Source organism: Brevundimonas sp. TWP3-1-2b1, assembly GCF_049896165.1.
Classification (GTDB): Bacteria; Pseudomonadota; Alphaproteobacteria; order Caulobacterales; family Caulobacteraceae; genus Brevundimonas; species Brevundimonas subvibrioides_B.
In genome coordinates, this window is the sequence record NZ_JAFCTT010000002.1 from 26,847 (window position 1) to 48,020 (window position 21,174).

The 21,174-nt window shown below is 67.0% G+C and carries 26 protein-coding genes and 1 other RNA gene; 17 read left to right on the forward strand and 10 right to left on the reverse strand.

The window, feature by feature from the left end; all coding sequences use genetic code 11:
- Positions 1 to 210: 210 nt before the first annotated feature.
- Complete coding sequence (locus tag ACP7AB_RS01865; protein WP_425987198.1) at positions 211 to 1,905, reverse strand: bifunctional protein-serine/threonine kinase/phosphatase; 1,695 nt, start codon at positions 1,903 to 1,905, stop codon at positions 211 to 213.
- Positions 1,906 to 1,941: 36 nt separating this feature from the next.
- On the opposite strand from ACP7AB_RS01865, the gene ssrA reads away from it, so the two are divergent.
- The 4 genes from ssrA (at position 1,942) to ACP7AB_RS01885 (ending at position 4,266) form a co-directional block, all read left to right on the forward strand.
- Positions 1,942 to 2,310: a transfer-messenger RNA gene (gene ssrA / locus ACP7AB_RS01870) on the forward strand.
- Positions 2,311 to 2,378: 68 nt separating this feature from the next.
- The gene (locus ACP7AB_RS01875; protein WP_425987199.1) at positions 2,379 to 2,864 is read left to right on the forward strand and encodes an SspB family protein; all 486 of its coding nucleotides are present in this window, start codon (positions 2,379 to 2,381) and stop codon (positions 2,862 to 2,864) included.
- Between the two features lie 183 nt (positions 2,865 to 3,047).
- Entirely contained in the window at positions 3,048 to 3,803 is a 756-nt protein-coding gene (locus ACP7AB_RS01880; RefSeq protein ID WP_425987200.1) for a C13 family peptidase, read from the forward strand.
- Between the two features lie 61 nt (positions 3,804 to 3,864).
- The gene (locus ACP7AB_RS01885; RefSeq protein WP_425987201.1) at positions 3,865 to 4,266 is read left to right on the forward strand and encodes a GFA family protein; all 402 of its coding nucleotides are present in this window, start codon (positions 3,865 to 3,867) and stop codon (positions 4,264 to 4,266) included.
- Here ACP7AB_RS01885 and ACP7AB_RS01890 read toward each other — a convergent pair.
- Positions 4,263 to 4,622: a RusA family crossover junction endodeoxyribonuclease gene (locus ACP7AB_RS01890; RefSeq protein ID WP_425987203.1), complete on the reverse strand. Its 360-nt coding sequence runs from the start codon at positions 4,620 to 4,622 to the stop codon at positions 4,263 to 4,265. The two genes, ACP7AB_RS01885 and ACP7AB_RS01890, sit on opposite strands and share 4 nt — an antisense overlap.
- Entirely contained in the window at positions 4,619 to 5,233 is a 615-nt protein-coding gene (locus ACP7AB_RS01895; protein WP_425987204.1) for a peptidylprolyl isomerase, read from the reverse strand. The genes ACP7AB_RS01890 and ACP7AB_RS01895 overlap by 4 nt, the downstream gene beginning before the upstream one ends.
- Before the next feature lie 98 nt (positions 5,234 to 5,331).
- On the opposite strand from ACP7AB_RS01895, the gene fumC reads away from it, so the two are divergent.
- Genes fumC through ACP7AB_RS01915 form a run of 4 tightly spaced genes read left to right on the forward strand, consistent with a single transcriptional unit; the run spans position 5,332 to position 8,053 of the window.
- Positions 5,332 to 6,723, forward strand: coding sequence for a class II fumarate hydratase (gene fumC, locus ACP7AB_RS01900; protein WP_425987205.1), 1,392 nt, complete (start codon positions 5,332 to 5,334; stop codon positions 6,721 to 6,723).
- Between the two features lie 2 nt (positions 6,724 to 6,725).
- Entirely contained in the window at positions 6,726 to 7,457 is a 732-nt protein-coding gene (locus ACP7AB_RS01905; protein WP_425987206.1) for an AAA family ATPase, read from the forward strand.
- 42 nt (positions 7,458 to 7,499) lie between these two features.
- Positions 7,500 to 7,748, forward strand: a complete 249-nt coding sequence (locus ACP7AB_RS01910) for a type II toxin-antitoxin system CcdA family antitoxin (RefSeq protein WP_425987207.1) — start codon at positions 7,500 to 7,502, stop codon at positions 7,746 to 7,748.
- Positions 7,745 to 8,053: a CcdB family protein gene (locus tag ACP7AB_RS01915; protein WP_425987208.1), complete on the forward strand. Its 309-nt coding sequence runs from the start codon at positions 7,745 to 7,747 to the stop codon at positions 8,051 to 8,053. The genes ACP7AB_RS01910 and ACP7AB_RS01915 overlap by 4 nt, the downstream gene beginning before the upstream one ends.
- Here the strand turns inward: ACP7AB_RS01915 and ACP7AB_RS01920 are convergent, their stop codons facing one another.
- Entirely contained in the window at positions 8,054 to 8,446 is a 393-nt protein-coding gene (locus ACP7AB_RS01920) for a YccF domain-containing protein (RefSeq protein ID WP_425987209.1), read from the reverse strand.
- Positions 8,447 to 8,554: 108 nt separating this feature from the next.
- Positions 8,555 to 8,797: a DUF2171 domain-containing protein gene (locus tag ACP7AB_RS01925; RefSeq protein WP_425987210.1), complete on the reverse strand. Its 243-nt coding sequence runs from the start codon at positions 8,795 to 8,797 to the stop codon at positions 8,555 to 8,557.
- 66 nt (positions 8,798 to 8,863) lie between these two features.
- Here ACP7AB_RS01925 and ACP7AB_RS01930 point away from each other — a divergent pair, with 66 nt between their 5' ends.
- Both ACP7AB_RS01930 and ACP7AB_RS01935 read left to right on the forward strand, forming a co-directional pair.
- A complete protein-coding gene (locus ACP7AB_RS01930) occupies positions 8,864 to 9,040 on the forward strand; it encodes a DUF4169 family protein (RefSeq protein WP_425987211.1) in 177 nt (58 codons plus the stop codon).
- Between the two features lie 3 nt (positions 9,041 to 9,043).
- A complete protein-coding gene (locus tag ACP7AB_RS01935) occupies positions 9,044 to 9,223 on the forward strand; it encodes a hypothetical protein (protein ID WP_425987212.1) in 180 nt (59 codons plus the stop codon).
- Between the two features lie 123 nt (positions 9,224 to 9,346).
- On the opposite strand, the gene ACP7AB_RS01940 is transcribed toward ACP7AB_RS01935, so the two are convergent.
- Together ACP7AB_RS01940 and ACP7AB_RS01945 are read right to left on the reverse strand one after the other, a co-directional pair.
- Positions 9,347 to 10,261, reverse strand: a complete 915-nt coding sequence (locus tag ACP7AB_RS01940; protein WP_425987214.1) for a DMT family transporter — start codon at positions 10,259 to 10,261, stop codon at positions 9,347 to 9,349.
- Positions 10,262 to 10,363: 102 nt separating this feature from the next.
- Positions 10,364 to 11,125, reverse strand: coding sequence for a Coq4 family protein (locus ACP7AB_RS01945; protein WP_425987215.1), 762 nt, complete (start codon positions 11,123 to 11,125; stop codon positions 10,364 to 10,366).
- Positions 11,126 to 11,200: 75 nt separating this feature from the next.
- Between ACP7AB_RS01945 and ACP7AB_RS01950 the strand changes: the two genes are divergently transcribed.
- Positions 11,201 to 11,425, forward strand: a complete 225-nt coding sequence (locus ACP7AB_RS01950; protein WP_425987216.1) for a ribbon-helix-helix domain-containing protein — start codon at positions 11,201 to 11,203, stop codon at positions 11,423 to 11,425.
- Between the two features lie 42 nt (positions 11,426 to 11,467).
- A complete protein-coding gene (locus ACP7AB_RS01955; RefSeq protein WP_303695604.1) occupies positions 11,468 to 12,184 on the forward strand; it encodes an SIMPL domain-containing protein in 717 nt (238 codons plus the stop codon).
- Positions 12,185 to 12,239: 55 nt separating this feature from the next.
- On the opposite strand, the gene ACP7AB_RS01960 is transcribed toward ACP7AB_RS01955, so the two are convergent.
- Positions 12,240 to 12,566 (reverse strand): hypothetical protein, encoded by a 327-nt coding sequence (locus ACP7AB_RS01960; RefSeq protein ID WP_425987217.1) that lies wholly within the window; start codon positions 12,564 to 12,566, stop codon positions 12,240 to 12,242.
- Positions 12,567 to 12,758 carry a hypothetical protein gene (locus tag ACP7AB_RS01965; protein ID WP_425987218.1) on the reverse strand — a complete coding sequence of 64 codons (192 nt, stop codon included), beginning with the start codon at positions 12,756 to 12,758 and terminating at the stop codon, positions 12,567 to 12,569.
- A 123-nt stretch (positions 12,759 to 12,881) separates the two neighbouring features.
- On the opposite strand from ACP7AB_RS01965, the gene ACP7AB_RS01970 reads away from it, so the two are divergent.
- The 5 genes from ACP7AB_RS01970 to parE all read left to right on the forward strand — a co-directional run bounded on the left by ACP7AB_RS01970 (position 12,882) and on the right by parE (position 19,693).
- Positions 12,882 to 15,257 carry a UvrD-helicase domain-containing protein gene (locus ACP7AB_RS01970; RefSeq protein WP_425987614.1) on the forward strand — a complete coding sequence of 792 codons (2,376 nt, stop codon included), beginning with the start codon at positions 12,882 to 12,884 and terminating at the stop codon, positions 15,255 to 15,257.
- 136 nt (positions 15,258 to 15,393) lie between these two features.
- Positions 15,394 to 15,804: a hypothetical protein gene (locus ACP7AB_RS01975; RefSeq protein WP_425987219.1), complete on the forward strand. Its 411-nt coding sequence runs from the start codon at positions 15,394 to 15,396 to the stop codon at positions 15,802 to 15,804.
- Between the two features lie 111 nt (positions 15,805 to 15,915).
- On the forward strand, positions 15,916 to 16,254 hold the full coding sequence (locus ACP7AB_RS01980; RefSeq protein WP_425987220.1) for a hypothetical protein: 339 nt from the start codon (positions 15,916 to 15,918) through the stop codon (positions 16,252 to 16,254).
- Positions 16,255 to 16,302: 48 nt separating this feature from the next.
- Positions 16,303 to 17,649, forward strand: coding sequence for an O-antigen ligase family protein (locus ACP7AB_RS01985; RefSeq protein WP_425987221.1), 1,347 nt, complete (start codon positions 16,303 to 16,305; stop codon positions 17,647 to 17,649).
- On the forward strand, positions 17,615 to 19,693 hold the full coding sequence (gene parE, locus ACP7AB_RS01990; RefSeq protein ID WP_425987222.1) for a DNA topoisomerase IV subunit B: 2,079 nt from the start codon (positions 17,615 to 17,617) through the stop codon (positions 19,691 to 19,693). The genes ACP7AB_RS01985 and parE overlap by 35 nt, the downstream gene beginning before the upstream one ends.
- Here the strand turns inward: parE and ACP7AB_RS01995 are convergent.
- A complete protein-coding gene (locus ACP7AB_RS01995; RefSeq protein WP_425987223.1) occupies positions 19,690 to 21,057 on the reverse strand; it encodes an MATE family efflux transporter in 1,368 nt (455 codons plus the stop codon). The two genes, parE and ACP7AB_RS01995, sit on opposite strands and share 4 nt — an antisense overlap.
- Between the last annotated feature and the right edge of the window lie 117 nt (positions 21,058 to 21,174).

Consider the following 21,174-nt stretch of genomic DNA (forward strand, 5'->3'; position numbering starts at 1 on the left):
GAAAAAGCGACGTCAAACAATTTCGTCGTTCGGACCATAGCGGCTTGCAGTGCTGCCAGTAAATGACGGGTCCTGACGAGCCTCGCGACAGTGACGACGGTGTAAAAATCGGTCGAAGCCAAGCCGCTTGATACGCAATCCGACGTTTTCCACGTCCGCTGGAGAGCAGACCTGACGGATGTCGCCTCGGGGTCGGATGCGGACCTTGGCTCACCCCGCCATCAAAGACGCCAGCAAGAGCACCAGCAACACCGCGCTGACCCCCTGCCAGAACCGCACCGGCTCCCGCTCCATCAGCGACAGTTCGCGGCTGGGCGGCACGGCGGCGGCGCTGCCGCCTTCGAGGACGTGGATCAGTTCCTCGACGTCGGCGAAGCGGTCGCCGGGCTCGACGGCGAGGGTCCGCAGGATCGCGGCCTCCAGCCAGGCGGGCATATCGGGGCGATGGCTGGTCGGGCGGGTCGGCTTCTCGAACCGCATGCGGTTGAAGTCTTCTTCCTGGCCGCTCGGATAGTCGCCGGTGAGTAGGCGGTAGAGGGTCACGCCCAGGGCATACTGGTCGGTCAGCGCGTCGCCCTTGTTGCCGGCGAACATCTCGGGTGCCTTGTAGCCGGGGGTGCCGGGGGCCTCCGCCTCGGCGAACTCCTCGATTCGGGGCAGGCGGGCGACGCCCAGGTCGATCAGCTTGAGGCCGCCGTTCGTCTCCAGAAGCACATTGTCCGGCTTGATGTCGCGGTGGGTGATGCCCTGGCGGTGCAGGGCCGCGACCGCGCGCGACAGACGGATGGCGATGGTGACACCTTCAGGAATATCAAACGGTTCTTCGGCGATCCTCGCATGCAGGGTCCGGCCGACATAGAGCGGCTGGGCGATGTAGAGCCGGCTCTGGCGCCCGGCGTCGAGGGTCAGGGTCTTGCCGACATATGGACTGTCGATCCGCCGGCCGATGAAGCTCTCGCGCAGGAAGGCGCCGCGTGCGCCGCTCTCGGACACCAGGGCGGGCTTGGGGAATTTCAGGACGACCGGGCCCCCGCCCTCCTCGTCCTTCGCCGCGAAGACCCGGGTGTATTTCCCGTCCGATAGCAGCCGCTCCAGCCGGAAGCGGTCGACATTGTCGCCGACGCTCGGCGGCGGCTCTATCGCCAGGCCGGCTGCCTCGGCGCCGATGGCGTCCTGATCCACCGCCCCAATTCGGATGACGTCGATGACGATGGCAGTGGCGTTGTCGCGGGTCTCTTCTGCACCCGCCCTGTCGACGATGGCCTGGGCGTCGGCCTCGGGCGAGGCGCGGCGGGCCAGCAGTCGCGTCAGGTCCTCGTCCGACACCGCCCCGTGCACGCCGTCGGTGGTCAGCAAAAGCCGATCGTGCGCCTTCAGCGTCACCGCCCGCGCATCGAGCCTCAGGTCCGGCTCGATGCCGATGGCGCGGTACAGGACATGGCTCAGGCCGGGCTGGGCCAGCACATGGTCCTCGGTCAGCCGGGTCAGGACGCCGTCCCGGAAATGCCAGGCCCGGCTGTCGCCCACATGCAGGACCGTCGCCTCGCGCCCGCGCATGACCAGGGCGGTGAAGGTCGTCGCCGCTCCGGCCATCTCCGGATCGGACCGGCCCTTGGCGTGGAGCCAGCGGTTATAGCCCGAAAGAGCCGCCACCCCGGCCGCAGCGATGCCCTTCAGCGGGCTTTGGTCCAGATAACCGTCGATAAAGGTCCGCCCCGCCAGTTCCGACGCGACCCGCCCGGCCCTGGACCCGCTGACCCCGTCGGCGACGAGGGCCAGCATGCCGTGCAGGGCCTGTTCCGACGGCGTGCCCAGATGAACCGCGCCGAAATCCTGGTTGTCCTTGCGCGGCCCCAGCGCCGTGGCGAACCCCGCCGCGATCTCCAGCCTGCCGTCCGCGTCCATGGTCGATCCCCCAGCCCCGAACCAGACTTCACTTCGACACTTGGATGCAAGGGCCGGAGCGCCTATATTGGACTTGCCGGGGGCTTGCTCCGGATATGGCGATAAACGCGCTTGTAATAAGCGGACCGGACCCGGGTGCGATTCCCGGCGGCTCCACCATCTCTTCCTCCGCGTTATCGGCGGGACAGCATGGGGCCGACTAGCATCGACGGACGTGTAAAGAAGACTGCTTTTGCCCGTCCTGGCCCACCGTATCGGGCCATTTTCTAACTGCGAACGATAACTTCGCTGGAGAAGTCCGCCTCGCCGCGTAATGCGGTTCGGTTGATTTCGAATCTTAAGTCCTAGGGGTTCAGATCCTTAGGCGGGGCCGCCGGAGGGCCTGCCAACAGAACCTCCGGCACTTTCCTCGCATTCTTATCTTCCGCCCAGGGCACGGTCCCGCTATCTGTCGCCCCGCAGCGAGGATACCCATGGCCGAAGAGACCCCGCCCGTCGACGAGATGCAGTACGAGAAGCTGGCGCAGGACGCTCTGCGCGGGGTGATCCGTTCCGCCCTCGAACGCGCGGCCAGCCCCTCGGGCATCCCCGGCGCCCACCATTTCTACATCACCTTCAAGACGCGCGGCCCCGGGGTCTCCGTCCCGCCGGACGTGATCGCCAAATATCCCGACGAGATGACGGTCGTCCTCCAGCATCAGTACTGGGACCTCGCCGTTGAGTACGACCTGTTTTCGGTCATGCTGAAGTTCGGTGGAATGCCCAAGGTCCTGACCGTCCCCTATACGGCCGTGACCCGCTTCTACGACCCCAGCGTCCAGTTCCTGCTGCAGTTCGAGGCGCCCGAGCCGGTGCCCGAACCCGTCGCCGAACTGCCGCCCCCGACCCGCACCGCCCCGCCGCCGTCCGGCGACGACGGCCCCAAGGTCGTCTCCCTGGACCAGTTCCGGAAGAAGTAGGTAAAGCCAGGCCCCCGGGTCCGGCTTCGCCGGCCCGAGGATGAACCAAGGGCCGGGGCCCGGATCGCGCACTCGATCGCCGGGATTTGAAGCTCGACCCAGACTGCGACTGCCAGATTTTCCATCTGGACCCCGGCCTTCGCCGGGGTGCACGGTGTGATGGGGGTTGGCGTCGGGGGCCGCATGTTCAGATTGGTTTTGTCGGTGCTGCTCAGCATGGCCTGCGCGACGACGGCTGCCGCCCAGACCGCGCCCGCCAGTCGCTTCGACGGCTGGGCCTCCGCCATCGTCGCCGCCGACTGGCGCACCAGCCAGGGCGATCCGATCCAGGCCTTCGACAATGCCCGTCGTGATCTGACCGTCGGCTTCCTCGCGGCGGGCTTCTCGCGGGCGGACATGGTCGACTACACCCTGCGTCCCGATGTGGCGCCCGTCACCACCGACGTGGCGGCTGTCACAGGCATCGCCGAGGCGACGGCGCGGGCCACGCGCGGTTGCCTGCTCTACCTCACCTCGCACGGCGGTCCTCAGGGCCTTGTGTTCGGCCCGAACCGGATCCTGAGCCCGACCAGCATGGTGACGCTGGTGCGCGGATGGTGCCAGGACCGGCCGACAGTGGTGGTCCTCTCAGCCTGTTATTCCGGCATCTTCGTGGACTCCCTCGCTGCGCCCAACCGGATGATCATGACCGCGGCCCGCCGTGACCGGTCGTCCTTCGGCTGCTCGGAGGACGCGACCTACCCGTATTTCGACGCTTGCGTGATCCAGACCTTGCCGATGGCCAGCGATTTCATCTCCCTCGCCAACACTACCCGGGCCTGCGTGAAGGCCCGGGAGGAGGCCGAGGGCCTCTCACCCGCGTCGGAGCCACAGGTCTCGATCGGGGCCGACCTGCAACTGCTTCTGCCGACGCTGCGCTTCACCCATCCGTCGCCTTGAAGGATTGCCTCGCCATCATTCAGCGAATAGAACATACCATGAACATACAAGGAGGTTGTCGATGCTGACCGGAGGCTGCCATTGCGGCGCCATTCGCTATGAGACCGCCGAGGAAGCGATCCATCACACCCTGTGCCACTGCACCGATTGCCGCAAATGCGCGGGGGCGCCCGCGGTCGCATGGGCCCTGGCGCCGTCTGATCAGGTCAGGATCACGGGCGAGCCGGTCTGGTATGCCTCGTCCGAACATGGACGGCGCGGGTTCTGCGGACGGTGCGGGACGGGCCTGTTCTATACCAACGAAGACATCTTCCCCGACCAGATTGACGTTCAGAGTGCGACGCTGGACAACCCTGACGCCATTCCCCTCCAGGCCCAGATCCAGACCGCTGACGGCATCGGCTGGATGGCCGAACTGCACAGACTCCCGTCGTTCGAACGCTATCCAGGACCGCCGGGCTAGGCCTTGCGCGGAAACGCCCGGATCGTGATCCGCTCGCGTTCGCCCTCGCGCCGCTCGACCAGCAGCCGCGCCACCTGGGCGTCGTCGTGGAACAGATAGCCCTTGATCGCGTCGAGCAAGGCTTTGGCCAGATTGTCCAGGTCCATCCACGGAGGGTCGCCGATATGCTCCATGACGATCTCGACGACGAAGTCGCCATAGGCGGGCCGTGACCCGCGCCATTCCTTGCGGAAGAACTCGTAGACCAGCGGCTTGTAGTATTTGGCCTGGGTGGTCAGGCCGTCGATCATGATGACGACCGTCTCCCCCTCCTCCCGCGCCCGGACCTTGCCGGATATGATCCAGTCATCGTTCACGAGCGGCAGACCATCGGCGACCCGGTCGACAGGGTGGCCGCCCCGATGGCCACCGGACTGACGAGTTGCTCGTCCTCGGCCGGGGCCGAGTGGATCGCCTGGATGATCTCCATGCCGGAGATGACCCGGCCGAACGCCGCGAATCCCTGGCCATCCGGATTGCGTCCCCCGCCGAAATCGAGTGCGGGCGTGTCGCGGGTGACGATGAAGAAGCTGGACGTCGCCGTGTCCGGGCCGTCCCGCGCCATCGAGATTGCGCCGGCGGAATGCCGAAGGCCGGTGTCGATCGTCCGCTCCAACGGGATCGGCCCCAGGCCGGGGTCATCGCTGCCCGCCGGAGTGGCCGCCTGGATCACGTCGATGGGATCGGGACTGTCGTTGGTCGCGGCCACGACCGTGCGAAAGAAGCTGCCGCCTGCGTACCGACCTTGCTCGACGTAGCGCAGGAAGTTGCAGGTGGTGATCGGCGCATGCCCGGCGTCGAGACGAACGATGACGTCGCCCTGCGTCGTATGCAGGATGACGAGGGCCTGATTGTCCTGCGCGAGCGCCGGGCCGTTGGTCATGGCCAGCATCATCGTCGCCAGTATCGTCGGGGTTCTTCTGATCACGCCTATCCCATGCCTCCGCCGGCCCCGCGCTTGCCCGGTCATCCCCCCGTGCTACACCGCCGCTCATCCTCCCGCCACGCCCTGAAGAGCCGAAGCCGATGACCGCCTACCGCACCGAGACCGACACCTTCGGCCCCATCGAGGTCGATAACTCGAAATACTGGGGCGCCCAGGCCCAACGCAGCCTCGGCAACTTCAAGATCGGCTGGGAAAAAATGCCCCTGCCGATCGTGCGCGCCCTGGGCATCGTCAAACGCGCCGCCGCCGAGACCAATATGGCGCTGGGCAAGCTGGACCCGGAGATCGGCGCCGCCATCGTCTCGGCTGCCAACGAGGTCATCGAGGGCAGGCTCAACGACCACTTTCCGCTGGTCGTCTGGCAGACGGGTTCGGGCACCCAGTCGAACATGAACGCCAACGAGGTGATCTCGAACCGCGCCATCGAGATGCTGGGCGGCGAGATGGGGTCGAAAAAGCCGGTCCACCCCAATGACCACGTCAACATGAGCCAGTCGTCCAACGACACCTATCCCACGGCCATGCACGTCGCCTGCGCCGAACAGGTGGTCAACGACCTGTTGCCCGCGCTGAAGCAGCTGCACGCAGCCCTGGACGCCAAGTCCCGGGCCTGGGCGCACATCATCAAGATCGGCCGGACCCACACCCAGGACGCCACGCCCCTGACGCTGGGTCAGGAATTCGGCGGCTATGCGCAGCAGGTCGCCAACGGCATCGAGCGGATCGAACTGACCCTGCCGAAACTGATGGAACTGGCCCAGGGCGGCACCGCCGTCGGCACCGGTCTGAACGCTCCGATAGGCTTCGCCGAGACCGTCGCCGAACAGATCGCCGGCATCACCGGCCTGCCCTTCACGACCGCTCCCAACAAGTTCGAGGCCCTGGCCGCCCATGACGCCATGGTCTTCTCGCACGGCGCCATCAACACGGTCGCCGCGTCGCTGTTCAAGATCGCCAACGACATCCGCTTCCTGGGGTCCGGCCCGCGTTCGGGCCTGGGCGAACTGGCCCTGCCGGAGAACGAGCCGGGCTCCTCGATCATGCCGGGCAAGGTCAATCCGACGCAAGTCGAGGCCCTCACCCAGGTCTGCATCCAGGTATTCGGCAACAACGCCGCCATCACCTTCGCCGGCTCGCAAGGGCATTTCGAGCTGAACGTCTACAACCCGGTGATGGCCTACAACTTCCTGCAGTCGGTCCGCCTGGTCGCCGACGCGGCCATCAGCTTCACCGACAACTGCGTCGTCGGCATCGAGGCGCGCGAAGACAACATCGCGCGCGGCCTGAACAACTCGCTGATGCTGGTCACGGCGCTGAACGGCAAACTCGGCTACGACACCTGCGCGAAGATCGCCAAGACGGCGCACAAGAACGGGACCACCCTGCGCCAGGAAGCCGTCGGCGGCGGCTATCTGACCGATGCCGAGTTCGACAAGGCGGTGCGCCCCGAGAAGATGATCTCGCCGGGCTGAGGATGACAGCCCTTACCCGCCCCTACTGGATCGAGGCGCGCTTCGAGCGGCGCGAGGGGTGGGATGAGGGCGTCTATCCGTTCAACCTGCCGGCCGTGCGGTCCCTGCACACGCTCAAATTTCATCCGAACGTCACCTTCCTTGTGGGTGAGAACGGTTCCGGCAAGTCGACCCTGATCGAAGCCCTGGCCGTGGCCTGGGGTTTCAATGCCGAGGGCGGCGGGCGTGAGCACCGGTTCGGGACGCGGCAATCGCATTCGCCACTGCACAGGTTCGTGCGGCCGATCAAATCACCGCTGCGGCTCCAGGACGGCTTCTTCCTTCGCGCCGAGAGCTTCTTCACGGTCGCCAGCTATCTCGAGGCCGCCGGCGCCAATCGCTACGGGCAGAAATCCCTGCACGAACAGTCGCATGGCGAGAGCTTCTTCGCCCTGTTCGACAACCGATTCATCGGCGACGGCCTGTACATCCTCGACGAGCCGGAGGCGGCCCTGTCGCCGAGCCGCCAACTGTCCTTCCTGGCGCGGATGCACGAACTGGTCCTGGCCCGATCCCAGCTGATCATCGCCACCCATTCGCCGATCCTGCTCGGCTATCCCAACGCCTGGATCTATCAGGCCTCGGACCACGGCCTCGACCGGATCGAGTACGAGGACACCGACCACTATAAGGTCACGAAGAACTTCCTGACGCGGCGCGAGAGGATGCTGGACGTGCTGCTGAAACCGGAGTGAGCCGGGTTTGGGCTCTGGCGCCTTTCGGGTTACCTTCCGCGCATGGGCAAGGTCGAACTGAACATCGGCATCGATCCGGAGCTGATCGAACAGGCTGGGCGTCTCGGCATTTCGATCGCCGGCATGGACGAACGCGCCCTGCGCCTGCATCTCCAGAAGGTCGATCCGGCCGGCGCCGAGGCGCGTGCGAAGCGCTGGGCCGAGGAGAACGCCGAGGCGATCCGCATCCACAATGAGTTCGTGGCCAAGCATGGACTTCTGTCGGATCACCTGCGTCCCTGGTGGCTGTGAGGCAGTTCGACTTCTTCGAAAACCCGTCTCCTGAGATGCGCCAGACGGCGCCCTATCTGGTCGTCCTGTCTTCGCACCTCTTCGCGGATCTGAGCGAAGTCGTCGTTGCACCCGTCGTCAGACCCAACCTGCTGACACCCAGCGATTTCGATGTCCCGGTCGTGGTGGATGAGGAGCGGCATCTGGTCAGCGTCATCGGACTGGCAGCTATCAGTTCCGCAAGGCTCAAACGCCGCGTAGGCTCCCTCCTCGCCCATGAAGACGACATCCGACGCGCGCTCGACCTGCTGTTCACCGGCTTCTGATCAGGCCTTGTCCCGGATCGTCGCGCCGACCGGGGCCAGGGCCAGCTTGGCCAGTTCGAGGTCCTTCAGGGCGAAGGGGATGCCGATGAGAGTGATGGCCTCGGCGAAGGCGATCAGCAGGTGCGAAAGAGCGATGTACCAGCCGGCGAAGAGGAACCAGATGATGTTCAGGCCGACGCCGAAACAGCCGATGTCCTTGCCGTCCGCCTCGCCGCCCCAGACGACTTCGCGTCCGAACGGCCAGAAGGAATAGCTGGCGATCCGCCAGGCCGCGAAGCTCCACGGCAGGCCGACGACGGTCAGGGCCAGTACCGCGCCCCCGATCAGCCACAGCAGGCCGGAGATCCAGCCGCCGAGGATGAACCACAGGATATTCAGGATCAGTCGGATCACGCGCGTCTCTCCTCATCGGCGGAGTCGCCGACGGACCCTAGATAGGCGAAAGGCCCCGCCGATATCAGCGGGGCCCTCGTGAATTCGCGGTTAGTCGTGTGGCGAGATCTAGTGGGATTGCTTTTCGGTCCACTGCGCCTTGGCCTGATCCTTGGTCAGGGTCAGGCGGACCTTGTCGTCATCGACATGGTCGACCCAGCTGGTCGGGATCATGTGATGTTTGAAGCCGCCGGCGAGATCGAGCTTGGCCAGTTCGATCTGGTCGCCGAGGACGTGATCGACGCGGCCCACATGGCCGCCGTCGGAGCCGACGACTTCGAGATGTTCCTTGATGAGCGTGAGGTCTACCATCGGGTGTCTCCTGTCGAATGGTGAGACCCTGAAACGCCGCTTGCTTCAGCCGGTTGCGAGGAACCGATGGCCGAGATCGTCAATCTGAACCGGGCCAGAAAGGCGCGCGACAAGGCCGCGGCAAAATCCGACGCCGCCGCCAATCGTGTCTCCCACGGCCTGACGAAGGCGCAGCGCGAAACGGCGAAGGCGGAACGGGAGCGGCTGTCGCGGCTTCTCGATCAGACGAAGCGCGAGGACTGACTCATGGGCGCGACCGACACTCCGACGACATCGTCCCGGACCCGTTACGGCCTCATCGCCTTGGTCGCCATCCGTCAGGCGAGGGCCATGCGCGAACGTCGCAAGCTGGAAGAGGCCGAACGCGAGGCAAAGACGGCGACGAAGGCCGAAGCGAAGCCCAAGACGCGCGGCTGGTTCCGCTAGGGGACCTTCGGCGGGTGAGTTGCGGCGCCCTTGGAGCGCGGACCTCCAGGTCCGCTCTTCGGCGGCGACAAGAGCGGACCTGGAGGTCCTCGCTCCATTGATTCCCCTTGACCGCCGAACCCTCTAGGGGGCCTTCGGCGCCCGGATCAGCAGCGCCTGCCCGGCCAGGACCAGCAGCAGGCCGACCAGCGCCGTCCAGCCGAACCGGGCATCCTCGAACAGGACTGACACCAGCATGGCGATCGGCGGCGTCAGGGCCGAGATATAGCTGGCCAGCGCATAACCGCGCGCCCGGGCGACGGCGAAATAGACGACGAAGGCGACCACCGATCCCAGCACCGCCAGATAGACCAGCGAGATCAGGTACCCGGGCGACGGATCAATGGTGAACTCTGCACCGCTGACCAGGCCGTGCAGCGCCAGCATGGCCGTGCCATAGCCCATGGCCCAGGCCGTCTGCGGCAGGATCGCGGACCCGAGCTCCTGCCCCTTCCAGGAGAAATAGTTGCCGACGGCCGAACTGCTCACAGCCAGCACGGCCAGGCCGATGCCGGTCAGGGCGCGGGCGTCGAACCCGGCCCCCAGCGCCTCGCCGCCGGACAGGACGGCGACGCCGACGACGCCCAGGATCGCCCCGATCCACGCCATGCGCGACGCCTTCTGGCCCACGAAGACGCGGAACATCACCAGATTGAGGAAGGCCAGGGCCGCGAACACCACGGCGACGATGGCGGAGGTCACATGGCCTTCGGCGGCATAGGTGAAGGTGTAGCTGACGGCGAAGACGAAGGCCCCCTGCCCCAGCGCCGCCAGATGCTGGCCCCGGTTCAACGCCAGCGACCGCCGGGTCGCCGCACAGCCGACAAACAGGACAAGGGCCGCCAGCCCGAACCGCCAGGTCAGGGACGCCACCGGATCGACCGTTCCCAGTTGCCAGGTGATGGCATACCAGGTCGTGCCCCAGATGATCGCGCACAGCGCGACGCCGGCGATGGCCAGAACGCCGGCGGAGGGCCGGCGCAGCTCGGAAAGGGTCAAGGCAGACTCACGGAAGGCGGGGAGACGGGATTGCGCTGGATGCGCTCCCGGCGGGAACGGTGCAACACCGATCCCGAAGACTGCTGACAAGCGCCGCTTATGTCAGCCGCGAAGCTTCAGCGCCGCCCGATTCGCCTCGGGGACGGCGGCGTAAACAGTCGCCGGTCGAATGCCCAGCCGCGCCCGCGCGGTCGCCAGGGGCTCGGCGAACAGGGCCTCGTAATCCAGCCCCGGCAGCCATTGCGCCCGGCGCCCGTTCGACCAGGCCTGCAAGACGGCCCGCCGCGCCGGGATGGACCGCTTCTCGCGCTGGATTTCCCGCGCCGCGCCATAGCCGATGAAACCGAAGCCGAGATTGTGCGTCTGGGCATAGGAGAAGCTGACCACGCAGGCTTCGCCCAGAGCGTCGGTGCCGTAGCCGGTCAGCACATGCCAGATATCGTGCACGTCCCGGAGCCGGCGCGAGTACCAGATCACCGGATGCGGGGCATCGATCTCGGGCGCCACTTCGCGCGCGGTCTCGGCCAGGCCGTCGGCGGTGAAGCCTCGCGCTTCACGGAACGCCTTGTATTCCGCCCCGACCGTGCCCGGCGCGAACCGCGCCAGCCAGACCGGATCGTCGAGCTTCAACGCCAGTTCGTCGCGAAGGAAGGCCTGACGCCCGCCCTCGACCGTCTTCAGCAGCCGGCCGTAGCCCCTGGCGCCCGACCGGCCGGCCAGGGCCCGCATGATCTCGAACACCTGGGCGGTGTCCTCCTTGTCGCGGATCAGCTTGCGGAAGGCGCGAAACGCGGTGACCGGCCGAATCCGTTGCGGCTTCAGCACCTCGAATTCATCGGGGTAGACGGCGGCGTCCATCGTCATCGAAAACATCCTGCTCGAAGTCGGGTATCCTATCGCAACCCACCGTCCTCTCAAAGCCGTTCCGCCGGAGATCCTGTGCTCAAGAAACGCTCCGTCGTCCTCGCCGGCCATGCCACCTCCGTGGCGCTTGAGCCCGAATTCTGGGCCGTGCTGGACCGCATCGCCCTGGCGCGCGGGCTGAGCCACGCAGGCCTGCTGGTCTGGGTCGACGAAACGCGCGGCCGCCGGCCGCTGGCCTCCGCCTGCCGCCTTCTGGCGCTGGAGTTCGCGGCGTCAGAAAGGGTCATTGGCGAACACTGATATTGAGGCGCAGGGTGGCCTCCTCATCAAGGGGTAACCGCCGTGCAGATCGACCGCAGTCTCATTCCACCCGCCATCATCGGCGGCCTCATCGCCATCGGCCTGATCGGAGCCGGCATCGCCGTCGGCGGGGGCGTGGTCAACGCCAACACCGGTAACCGCCAGGTCACCGTACGCGGCGTCGCCGAGCGCAATGTCGAGGCCGATCTGGCCATCCTGTCCTTGCGGTTCACCGTGGCCGGCGAGGAACTGCCGGGGGTCCAGTCCAAGATCGACGGCGATCTGGCCAAGGTCCGGACCTTTCTGACCTCACAGGGCTATGCCGACGACATCATCACCATCGGCCGCCTGGAAGTCACCGACACCCAGTCGCAGAGCTATGCCCCGTCCGACGGCACGCCCCACTATATCGTGGCCCAGAGCGTGACGGTCCGCACGACGGACGTCGCCCGCGTCGCCCAGACCGAACGTGCGCTTAACGACCTGGTCCGTCAGGGCGTCCTGCTGGACTTCACCGCCCCGACCTATGTCTTCACCAAGCTCAATGACGTGCGTCCGGAGATGATCGCCGAGGCCACCGCCTCGGCCCGTTCGGGCGCCGAACAGTTCGCCAAGGATTCGGGGGCGCCGCTGGGTCCGATCAAACAGGCGACCCAGGGCTCGTTCGAGATCCTCGCCCGAGAGGATGTCGACAGCGAATCCACCTCGCTGGACAAGCGCGTCCGGGTGGTCGCCACGGTCACCTACCAGCTGCGCTAGCTGTTGCAGCGTCTCCTCCCTGCCGCAAGGCGGTGGGGCGGAGACATTCAGTCGATCAGTTCGACGGGGCCGGACCCGGTGACGGCAGGGTCGGCGGCTCGATCGGTGGAAGCGTCGGGGCATCCGGAAGCTTCGGCGCTTCCGGCAGACTTGGCAGGTTTACATCGACATCGACGTTGGTGTCCGCCGCGTCCGGCGTGGCAATGCCGCCGCCGTTCCAGACGAAGAAGGCGATGACCGCGACGACGACCAGAAGGCCGCCGACGATGAAGGCCATGGCGCCGCCGCCTCCGCCACGACGCTCGGGCTGGACATTGACGGTGGTCTGACGCGGCGGATCGACGACCACGACGCGTTCGGGCGGCATATTCGGGTCCGTCATCTAGTTGGTCCCCGGGACGGCCGGCGCCTCGACCGACGGCAGATTCACATCGACGTTGACGTCCTTGGTGTCTCCACCCATGCCGCCGCGTGCAAAGACGAAGTACGCCACGATCGCCAGCACGACCACGACCGCGCCGACGATAAAGGCGAGGCCTGTGTTGCCGCCGCCGCTGTTGGTATTCTCAGCCATTGTATTTCCCTCTCGGAAGCTTCCCCTGAGCCGACCAAACTCCGGCCACGCTTGCCGGTTCCGCTAGATGAACCGTGAGGGCCTGACTTTGCCTCATGTGCTCATTATGTTCTCGAATCCCGCATCGCTCCCGAGTGCCTCTGTTTGACCGATTCCCTGCCCAATCCTCCAGTGTCCGGGCCGCGCATCTCCGACCTGGCCCGCTCACGCGGTCCCGGAGGCGTGGCGCATGAGACGCCGGACTATCTCAGCGGCCTGAACCCCGAACAGCGCGAGGCCGTCGAGACGACCGAGGGGCCTGTCCTGGTCCTCGCCGGCGCCGGCACCGGCAAGACCCGGGTCCTGACCACCCGTCTCGCCCATATCCTCGCCACCGGCCGCGCCCGTCCGTGGGAGCTGCTGGTCGTCACCTTCACCAACAAGGCCGCGCGCGAGATGCGCGAGCGGATCACCCATCTGATCGGGCCGTCGGCAGAGGGGCTGCGCTGGCTCGGCACCTTCCACTCGGTCGCGGCCCAGATCCTGCGTCGCCATGCCGAACTGGCCGGACTGAAGTCGACCTTCACCATCCTGGACACCGACGATCAGGAGCGGCTGCTGAAACAGCTGCTCGAGGCCGCCAACATCGACACCAAGCGCTGGACGCCCAAGTCGCTGGCCGGCCTGATCGACCACTGGAAGAACCGCGGTTGGAGGCCCGATCAGCTGCCAGCCGGCGAGGATTTCGCCAACGGCAAGGGCCATGCCCTCTACGCCGCCTACCAGTCGCGGCTGGCCACGCTGAACGCCTGCGACTTCGGCGATCTGTTGCTTCACAACCTTACGATTCTGTCTCAACACGCGGATATTGCAGAGGACTATCGAAAACGCTTCCGCTACATCCTGGTCGACGAGTATCAGGACACCAACGTCGCTCAGTATCTGTGGCTGCGGCTGCTGACGGCCTCGACCGGCAACGTCTGCTGCGTCGGCGACGACGACCAGTCGATCTACGGATGGCGTGGCGCAGAAGTCGACAACATCCTCCGGTTCGAGAAGGACTTCCCCGGCGCCAAGATCGTCAAGCTGGAGCGCAACTATCGCTCGACCAGCCATATCCTCGGGGCCGCGTCCGGCCTGATCGCGGCCAACCGCGACCGGCTGGGCAAGACCCTGTGGACCGAGGACCAGACGGGCGACAAGGTCCGGGTGCGCGGCGTCTGGGACGGTGAGGCCGAGAGCCGGCTGATCGCCGACGAGATCGAGACCGCGCGGCGTGACGGCAGGAACTACAAGGATATGGCCGTCCTTGTTCGCGCGTCGTTTCAGATGCGCGCCTTCGAGGAGCGGTTCGTCCTCCTGGCCATCCCCTATACGGTGATCGGCGGGCCGCGCTTCTTCGAGCGGGCCGAGATCCGCGACGCCCACGCCTATCTGCGGCTGATCCAGTCCGAGGACGACGACCTGGCCTTCGAGCGGATCGTCAACGTGCCCAAGCGCGGCATCGGCGACACCTCGGTGCAGAAGATCCTCCAGATCGCCCGTCATCGCGGCGTCTCGGCCATGACCGCCGTGCGTGAGCTGATCGGCTCCGACGAGCTTCAGGCCCGCACGCGCACGGCCCTGTCGACCTTCGTGCGCGACCTCGACCGCTGGCGTACGCTGGCCGCCGACACCCGCCACTGGCTGCTGACCGAAACCGTACTGGAAGAGAGCGGCTACACCGACATGCAGAAGGCGGACCGCGTCACCGGCCCGACCCGCCTCGATAACCTCAAGGAACTGACCCAGGCGATGCAGTCGTTCGAGACCCTCGGGGCCTATCTCGAACACGTCTCCCTGGTGATGGACCTCGATCGCGGCCCGTCGTCTGACGCGGTCCAGATCATGACCCTGCACGGCGCCAAGGGGCTGGAGTTCCCCCTGGTCTTCCTGCCCGGCTGGGAGGAAGGCGTCTTCCCCTCCCAGCGCAGCATCGACGAGAAGGGCGAGAAGGGTCTCGAGGAGGAACGCCGCCTCGCCTATGTCGGCGTCACCCGCGCCAAACAGGACGCGCGGATTTCGTTCGCCGCGAACCGGCTGGTCTACGGCCGCTGGACCTCGCAACTGCCCAGCCGCTTCGTCGACGAACTGCCTATCGCCCACGTCGAGGCCGAGAGCGACACCGGCTACTACGGCGCCTCCACCGGGATGAAGGAGGCCAAATCCCGCTGGGACGACGCCCCCACCTTCGGCGCCGGCTACACCTCTCCGGGCTGGCATCGGGCCCAGGCGGTCACCGCGTCCAGAGCCCCCGGCGCACGCCCCGCCCGCAACACGGTCATCGAAGGCGAAGGCCGGCTGGTGGCGACCGCCGACCCGAAGTCGGGCTCGGGCTTCACCAAGGGCCAGCGCGTCTTCCACCAGAAATTCGGCTACGGCTCGGTGCGGATTGTCGAGGGCAACAAACTGACCGTCGAGTTCGAAAAGGCCGGCGAGAAGAAGGTCATCGATACCTTCGTGGAGAAGGCGGGCGACTAGACTGTCTTGTCAGTCAGCTTTGCGGGGGCGCCCAAGACGGCGAGTGTCGCGCCGGACCGGTTTCGTCCAGCACGCCCTTTCCCCGGCTCCGCTTTCCAATCACAGTGACTATTCAACAGCCTGGGGAGGGCCAGCCATGTCCCGGGTCATCGCCATCGGCCTCGCCGGCCTCGTCCTCGCGGCCTGCAAACCCGTCGCCGAACCGGCGCCCCCTGCCGAACCTGCGGCGGCCGCCGCGCCGGCCCCCGCGGCCCAGCCTGCCGTCGATGCCGCCTGGGCGGCGGAACAGGACCGCTATCTGGCGGTCAACGTCGAGCCCTCGGACCCCGTCGAGGCCGTGATGTGGCGCGGGGTGCGCTGCGACTTCCTCGGCAGCGAGTTCGGCGGAGACGACTCCGTACAGGATCGCGCCATCAATGCCCGCATGGACGAACTGCGGTGCGGCGACGAACTGCTGGCGGAGGCGCGGGAATTGCGCGGGACGCTGGCGGGCGACCCGGCTTCCGTTGCGCGCATCGACGCGCTGCTGACCCGGCAGGAGGACTGACGGGCTGGCGAGCCGCCGTCGTGACCTTTCGGCGTCGCCGTTCGCTTGGCCTTTCCACCGCAGGCCTTTCGCGTCACAGTGATCGTTCAATCTGGTGACAGAGGGTCTGCCATGTCTCGTGTGCTCGCGATCGGTCTTGCGTTCATCGCTCTCGCCGCCTGCCGGCCAGCCCAGCCCGCAGGTCCCGCAGCGCCTGCCGAAGCGGCTCCGGCGGTCGAGGCCGCTGCGCCCGCGCCACCGGCCGATCCGGTGGCCGCCTTTGTCGAACGGGCCGAGCTCTGCGTCCACTTCGGCGGCGAAGAGCCCTACGATGCCGCCCGCGCGGCCGAGATCGCCGCCGCCGTCCAGGCCAACCGCTGTGAGGCCCTGGCGGCTGACGGCGCCGCGCTGAAGGCCTCGATGCCCGCCGCCGCGGCTCAGATCGACGCGGCTCTCGCACCGCTCGGCTGATCCGCTTTCCTAACGGTTCATTAGCCGTCAGCGCCGACCCTGCGGGTCGTGCGACCGCCTGGCGAATCCCCTGACCTGACCGACCCCGGCCCGCCCCTGTGGGAACAGGCGGCGGCTATCGTCGTGATCATGATGCTGACCCAGGCCTTCATCGGCCCGGTGTTCGCCCCGACACAGGTGGAGACGCCGATCCTGCGTCTCGTCTGGCTGCCGGTCTATGCCGTCATCGCAGGCCTGATCGCCCTGCGTCCGGCGGTCCTCGTGCGCGCCTGGCCGGCGTGGCTGATCCTGGCGCTGCTGGTGCTTCAGGCCTTCGCCTCGAAATGGTGGTCCATCGATCCGGGCGTGACCCAGAGGCGGGTCATCGCCATGGCCATCTCCAGCGCCTTCGCCATCTATCTCGGCGTCGCCTTCACCGGCCGCCACCTGCCGCGCATGCTGATGCTGGCCTCGCTGATCATGGGGCTGGGCAGTCTCGTCATGGTCTTCGCCAACCCGACCATCGGCGTGCACCAGATCGAGAACGCCGGCCTGTGGCGCGGCCTCTGGTACGAGAAGAACCAGATGGGGCTGGTCATGTCGGCCGGGGCCGTGGCCGCCGCCGCCTGTCTCGCCTCGGCGGATCAGCGAAGACTGCTGCCCGCCATGACCCTGGCCGTCACCACGCTTCTGGTGCTGGCGACCCAGTCCAAGACCTCGCTGCTGTGCCTTCTGCTCGGCGTCGGAGCGGTCGGAGGCCTATGGGCCATGAAACGCGGCGGCGCGGCCTTCTCCATCGTCGCCGTCTGGTTCGGCGTCGTCCTGTCGGCGGGCGGGGCCTATGCCTTCATCACCGACCCGGCCATGGTGCTTCAGGCGCTGGGCAAGGACCCGTCCCTGACCGGCCGCACCGACATCTGGGAAGCCCTGATGCGCGAGGTCGCCGAACGCCCCTGGACCGGGTTCGGCTACCAGGCCTTCTGGGGCAAGGATTCCGTCCCTGCCGCCTTCATCCGCGCCGAGACCCAGTGGCCGGTGCCTTCGGCGCACAACGGCTGGATCGATCTGCTGATCCAGCTCGGCTGGCCGGGCGCGATCACGGTCGGCATCACCGTCGCCATCGCTGCGGTCGTCACCGTGTTCCGCATCCCGGGCTCGGGCGCCCGCGAAGGCTATTGGGCCGTCGGCTATCTGCTGGTCTTCCTGCTGCTGAGCCTGTCGGAGAGCGTGCTGCTCAGCCACGCCAACCTGCCCTGGACCCTGCTGCTGGCCATCCTGGCGCGCGCCCTGGCGTTCGAGCCCGATCGCGTCCGCGCGCCGCTTGCTACGGCGAGGTCACGGGCCTACCAGACGGCTCCCCGAATCGCCGCACACTCCGCCCATGCCCGCGTCCACCGTCCCGTCCCTGTTCGATGACATGCCCGAAGCGCCGAAGCCGGCGGCTGCGGAACGCGCACCCGCGCCCGCCCCGGAACCGGCCCTGAAGCTGCAGGCCGCAGCGCCTGCGCAGGCCGTCCAGGCTCACGTCCCCGGCAGCTACTCCGCCTCGTCGATCGAGGTGCTGGAGGGGCTGGAGCCCGTCCGCAAACGCCCCGGCATGTATATCGGCGGCACCGACGAACGCGCCCTGCACCACCTGTTCGCCGAAGTCCTCGACAACGCGATGGACGAGGCGGTCGCCAAGCACGCCAAGATCATCAAGGTCGATCTCGACGCGGACGGCGTCCTGTCGGTGTTCGACGACGGACGGGGCATCCCGGTCGATCCCCACCCGAAACATCCGGGCAAATCGGCTCTGGAAGTGGTCATGACCGTCCTCCATTCGGGCGGCAAGTTCTCGGGCAAAGCCTATGAAACTTCAGGCGGTTTGCACGGGGTCGGCGTCTCGGTCGTCAACGCCCTGTCAGACGTGCTGGACGTCACGGTCTGGCGCGACGGCTTCGAGTGGAAACAGTCCTTCTCGCGCGGCATCCCGCTGGGCCCGATCCAGCAGCTCCAGCCGTCGAAGAAGAAGGGCACCCTGATCCGCTTCCATCCGGACCCGGAGATCTTCGGCGTCGGCGCGGCCTTCAAGCCCGCCCGCCTGTTCCGCATGGCCCGCTCCAAGGCCTATCTGTTCCGCGGCGTGGAGATCAAATGGACCTGCTCGCCCGAGCGGATCACCGACGCCACGCCAGAGACCGCCACCTTCCACTTCCCCAACGGCCTGGCCGACGCCCTGTCCGAGCGGATCGGCGCGCTGGACACCGTCACCCCGCCCTTCTCGGGCCGCGTCGAACGCAAGGGCGAGACCGGCGCCGTCGAATGGGCCGTGACCTGGTCGCCCATCGGCTTCGGCGAGGCCGACGGCTTCGTCCAGTCCTACTGCAACACCGTCTCGACCCCCGACGGGGGCACCCATGAGGCCGGCTTCCGCGCCGCCCTGGTCCGGGGCCTGAAATCCTACGGCGAACTGACCAACGAAAAGCGCGCGACCCAGATCACGGCCGAGGACGTCGTCGCCAACGCCGGCGCCCTGATCAGCGTCTTCATCCGCAATCCCGAGTTCCAGGGCCAGACCAAGGACCGCCTGTCGTCCGCCGACGGCCAGCGTCTGGTCGAGGCCCTGCTGCGCGACCCGCTGGACCACTGGCTGACCGAGAATCCGAAACAGGCCAACATCCTGCTCGGCTTCATCATCGAGCGCGCCGAAAACCGCCTGCGGCGCCGCAAGGACAAGGAGGTCCAGCGCGCCCAGGCCACCCGCAAGCTGCGCCTGCCCGGCAAGCTGTCGGACTGCAGCCGCCAGTCCGCCAACGGCACCGAACTGTTCATCGTCGAGGGCGACTCGGCCGGCGGCTCGGCCAAACAGGCGCGCGACCGCCAGACCCAGGCCATCCTGCCCCTGCGCGGCAAGATCCTGAACGTCGCCAACGCCACGGCGGACAAGCTACGCCAGAACATCGAGCTTTCGGACCTGACCCTGGCCCTCGGCGTCACCCCCGGCCCGCGTTTCGACATCGACACCCTGCGCTACGAGCGGGTGGTGATCATGACCGACGCCGACGTCGACGGCGCCCATATCGCGGCGCTTCTGATCACCTTCTTCTATCGCTCGATGCCCGAGGTGATCCGCCAGGGCCGCCTCTTCATGGCCCTGCCCCCCCTGTACCGGATCAGCGCCGGTCCCTTGAGCGAGTACGCCCGCGACGACGCCCACCGCGACGAACTGATCGCCACCGTCTTCAAGGGCAAGAAGACCGAGATCGGCCGGTTCAAGGGTCTCGGCGAGATGATGGCCTCCCAGCTCAAGGAGACCACCATGGATCCGAAGAAGCGCACCCTCGCCCGAGTCACCGTCCCGGAATCCGAGGACGACATCGAGGACCTGGTCGAGCGGCTGATGGGCAAGAAGGCCGACGCCCGCTTCCGCTTCATCCAGGACAATGCGCAATTCGCGCAAGCGGATCTCGACGTCTAGGCGGTGACAGGCGCCGGCACCGTCATTCCTGCGAGCTTGAGCTTGAGCTGCTGACGCAGGAACCACAGCGCTACCAGGCAGTGGATCGCCACCGACGTCGCCGATAGCCACCAGACGTATTCAAGCTTGGCCCAGGGCTGCCCCGACAACCAGATCGCAGGGATCGAGAAGGTCGCCAGTCGGCTGAAGCTCCCCCACAGCGCCGGTCGCGTGTCGCCCAGCGCCTGGAAAGTCCCGGACGCCACGAAGATCAGCCCCGTCGCCAGGAAGTTGATCGAGGCGATTCTCAGGAACATGGCCCCGACATCGATGACCGCCGGATCATGGGCGAAGACCGCGATCATGGCGTGCGGCCAGACCTGACAGACCAGCGTCAGCACCAGCATCAACCCCGATGAGATCACCGCCGCATCCCGCACCGTGCGCCGGACGCGATCTGCGCGGCCTGCGCCGAAGTTCTGGCCCGCCACCGGCGCCACGGCGAACGACACCGCCATGGCCGGCAGGAAGATCGACTGCATCACCCGCGCGCCGACGCCGTAACCGGCCTGGGCCTCGCTGCCGAACTGACGGATGACGCCATAGACGACGGCGGTGATGACGAACATCAGCAGGAACTCGCCCGCGGTCGGCAGGCCGATGCCCACGATCCGGCGGCAGACACTCCAGTCCGGCCGAGGCAGTTTCAGCGGATGTGCGATCAGGGTCTGGGACCGGCCGAACACGAACAGCATGCCCAGAAAACCGAAAAGGGCCGCGATCGAACTGGCCAGACCGGCGCCGAACACGCCGAGCGGAGCCCCCGTGCCCCAGCCCGCGATCAGCACAGGCGCCAGCGCCGCGTTCAGCAGCACCGAGGCCGTCTGCAGCAACATGGTCGGCCGCGCCACGCCCGCCGCCCGTAGCGCCGATCCCATGGCGTTGGTCGGAAAGCTCAGCGCCAGCGCCGGCAGGAAACCATACAGATAGGCCTTGCCCATGGCCGTTGTCTCCGCGTCCGCCGCGATCGACGCCAGCGCGGGCTCGGCCAACAGGTAGCCGACGACCAGGGTCAGAGCCCCGAGCCCGAGCGACAGGATCATCGCCTGACGATAGACCCCTTCCGCGGCGCCGAAATCCCTGGCCCCGATCGACCGCGCGATCAGCGACAGGGCGCCGACGCCCACCATCTGCGCCAGGGCGAGACTGAGGAAGAAGGCGTTGCCCGCCAGACCGACGCCGGCGATGGCCGCCGCGCCCAGTCCGGCGACGAAATACAGGTCGACGATGAAATACAGGGTCTGGAACACCAGACCGATGCCGATGAACCCGGCCATCCCCACCAGTTTGCCGGTGATGGACCCCTGGGTCAGATCCTGTTGCATCGCCATTCTCCCCAAAGATCCGGTCCAACTCGGATTTGCGGACATGGATTTACCCGGACGAAATACTGAAGTCAATATTGCCCGGGTTTTATTATCTGTCCCTCCAAGGGAGGAATT

Coding starts and splice junctions, on each gene's coding strand:
- ACP7AB_RS01880 (WP_425987200.1), top strand. CDS start 3,048: ATGTTCAGATTGGTTTTGTCGGTGCTGCTCAGCATGGCCTGCGCGACG.
- ACP7AB_RS01995 (WP_425987223.1), bottom strand. CDS start 21,057: ATGCAACAGGATCTGACCCAGGGGTCCATCACCGGCAAACTGGTGGGG.
- ACP7AB_RS01875 (WP_425987199.1), top strand. CDS start 2,379: ATGGCCGAAGAGACCCCGCCCGTCGACGAGATGCAGTACGAGAAGCTG.
- ACP7AB_RS01925 (WP_425987210.1), bottom strand. CDS start 8,797: ATGGTAGACCTCACGCTCATCAAGGAACATCTCGAAGTCGTCGGCTCC.
- ACP7AB_RS01975 (WP_425987219.1), top strand. CDS start 15,394: ATGTCCCGGGTCATCGCCATCGGCCTCGCCGGCCTCGTCCTCGCGGCC.
- ACP7AB_RS01965 (WP_425987218.1), bottom strand. CDS start 12,758: ATGGCTGAGAATACCAACAGCGGCGGCGGCAACACAGGCCTCGCCTTT.
- ACP7AB_RS01945 (WP_425987215.1), bottom strand. CDS start 11,125: ATGACGATGGACGCCGCCGTCTACCCCGATGAATTCGAGGTGCTGAAG.
- ACP7AB_RS01930 (WP_425987211.1), top strand. CDS start 8,864: ATGGCCGAGATCGTCAATCTGAACCGGGCCAGAAAGGCGCGCGACAAG.
- ACP7AB_RS01885 (WP_425987201.1), top strand. CDS start 3,865: ATGCTGACCGGAGGCTGCCATTGCGGCGCCATTCGCTATGAGACCGCC.
- ACP7AB_RS01935 (WP_425987212.1), top strand. CDS start 9,044: ATGGGCGCGACCGACACTCCGACGACATCGTCCCGGACCCGTTACGGC.
- ACP7AB_RS01905 (WP_425987206.1), top strand. CDS start 6,726: ATGACAGCCCTTACCCGCCCCTACTGGATCGAGGCGCGCTTCGAGCGG.
- parE (WP_425987222.1), top strand. CDS start 17,615: ATGCCCGCGTCCACCGTCCCGTCCCTGTTCGATGACATGCCCGAAGCG.
- fumC (WP_425987205.1), top strand. CDS start 5,332: ATGACCGCCTACCGCACCGAGACCGACACCTTCGGCCCCATCGAGGTC.
- ACP7AB_RS01960 (WP_425987217.1), bottom strand. CDS start 12,566: ATGACGGACCCGAATATGCCGCCCGAACGCGTCGTGGTCGTCGATCCG.
- ACP7AB_RS01865 (WP_425987198.1), bottom strand. CDS start 1,905: ATGGACGCGGACGGCAGGCTGGAGATCGCGGCGGGGTTCGCCACGGCG.
- ACP7AB_RS01910 (WP_425987207.1), top strand. CDS start 7,500: ATGGGCAAGGTCGAACTGAACATCGGCATCGATCCGGAGCTGATCGAA.
- ACP7AB_RS01980 (WP_425987220.1), top strand. CDS start 15,916: ATGTCTCGTGTGCTCGCGATCGGTCTTGCGTTCATCGCTCTCGCCGCC.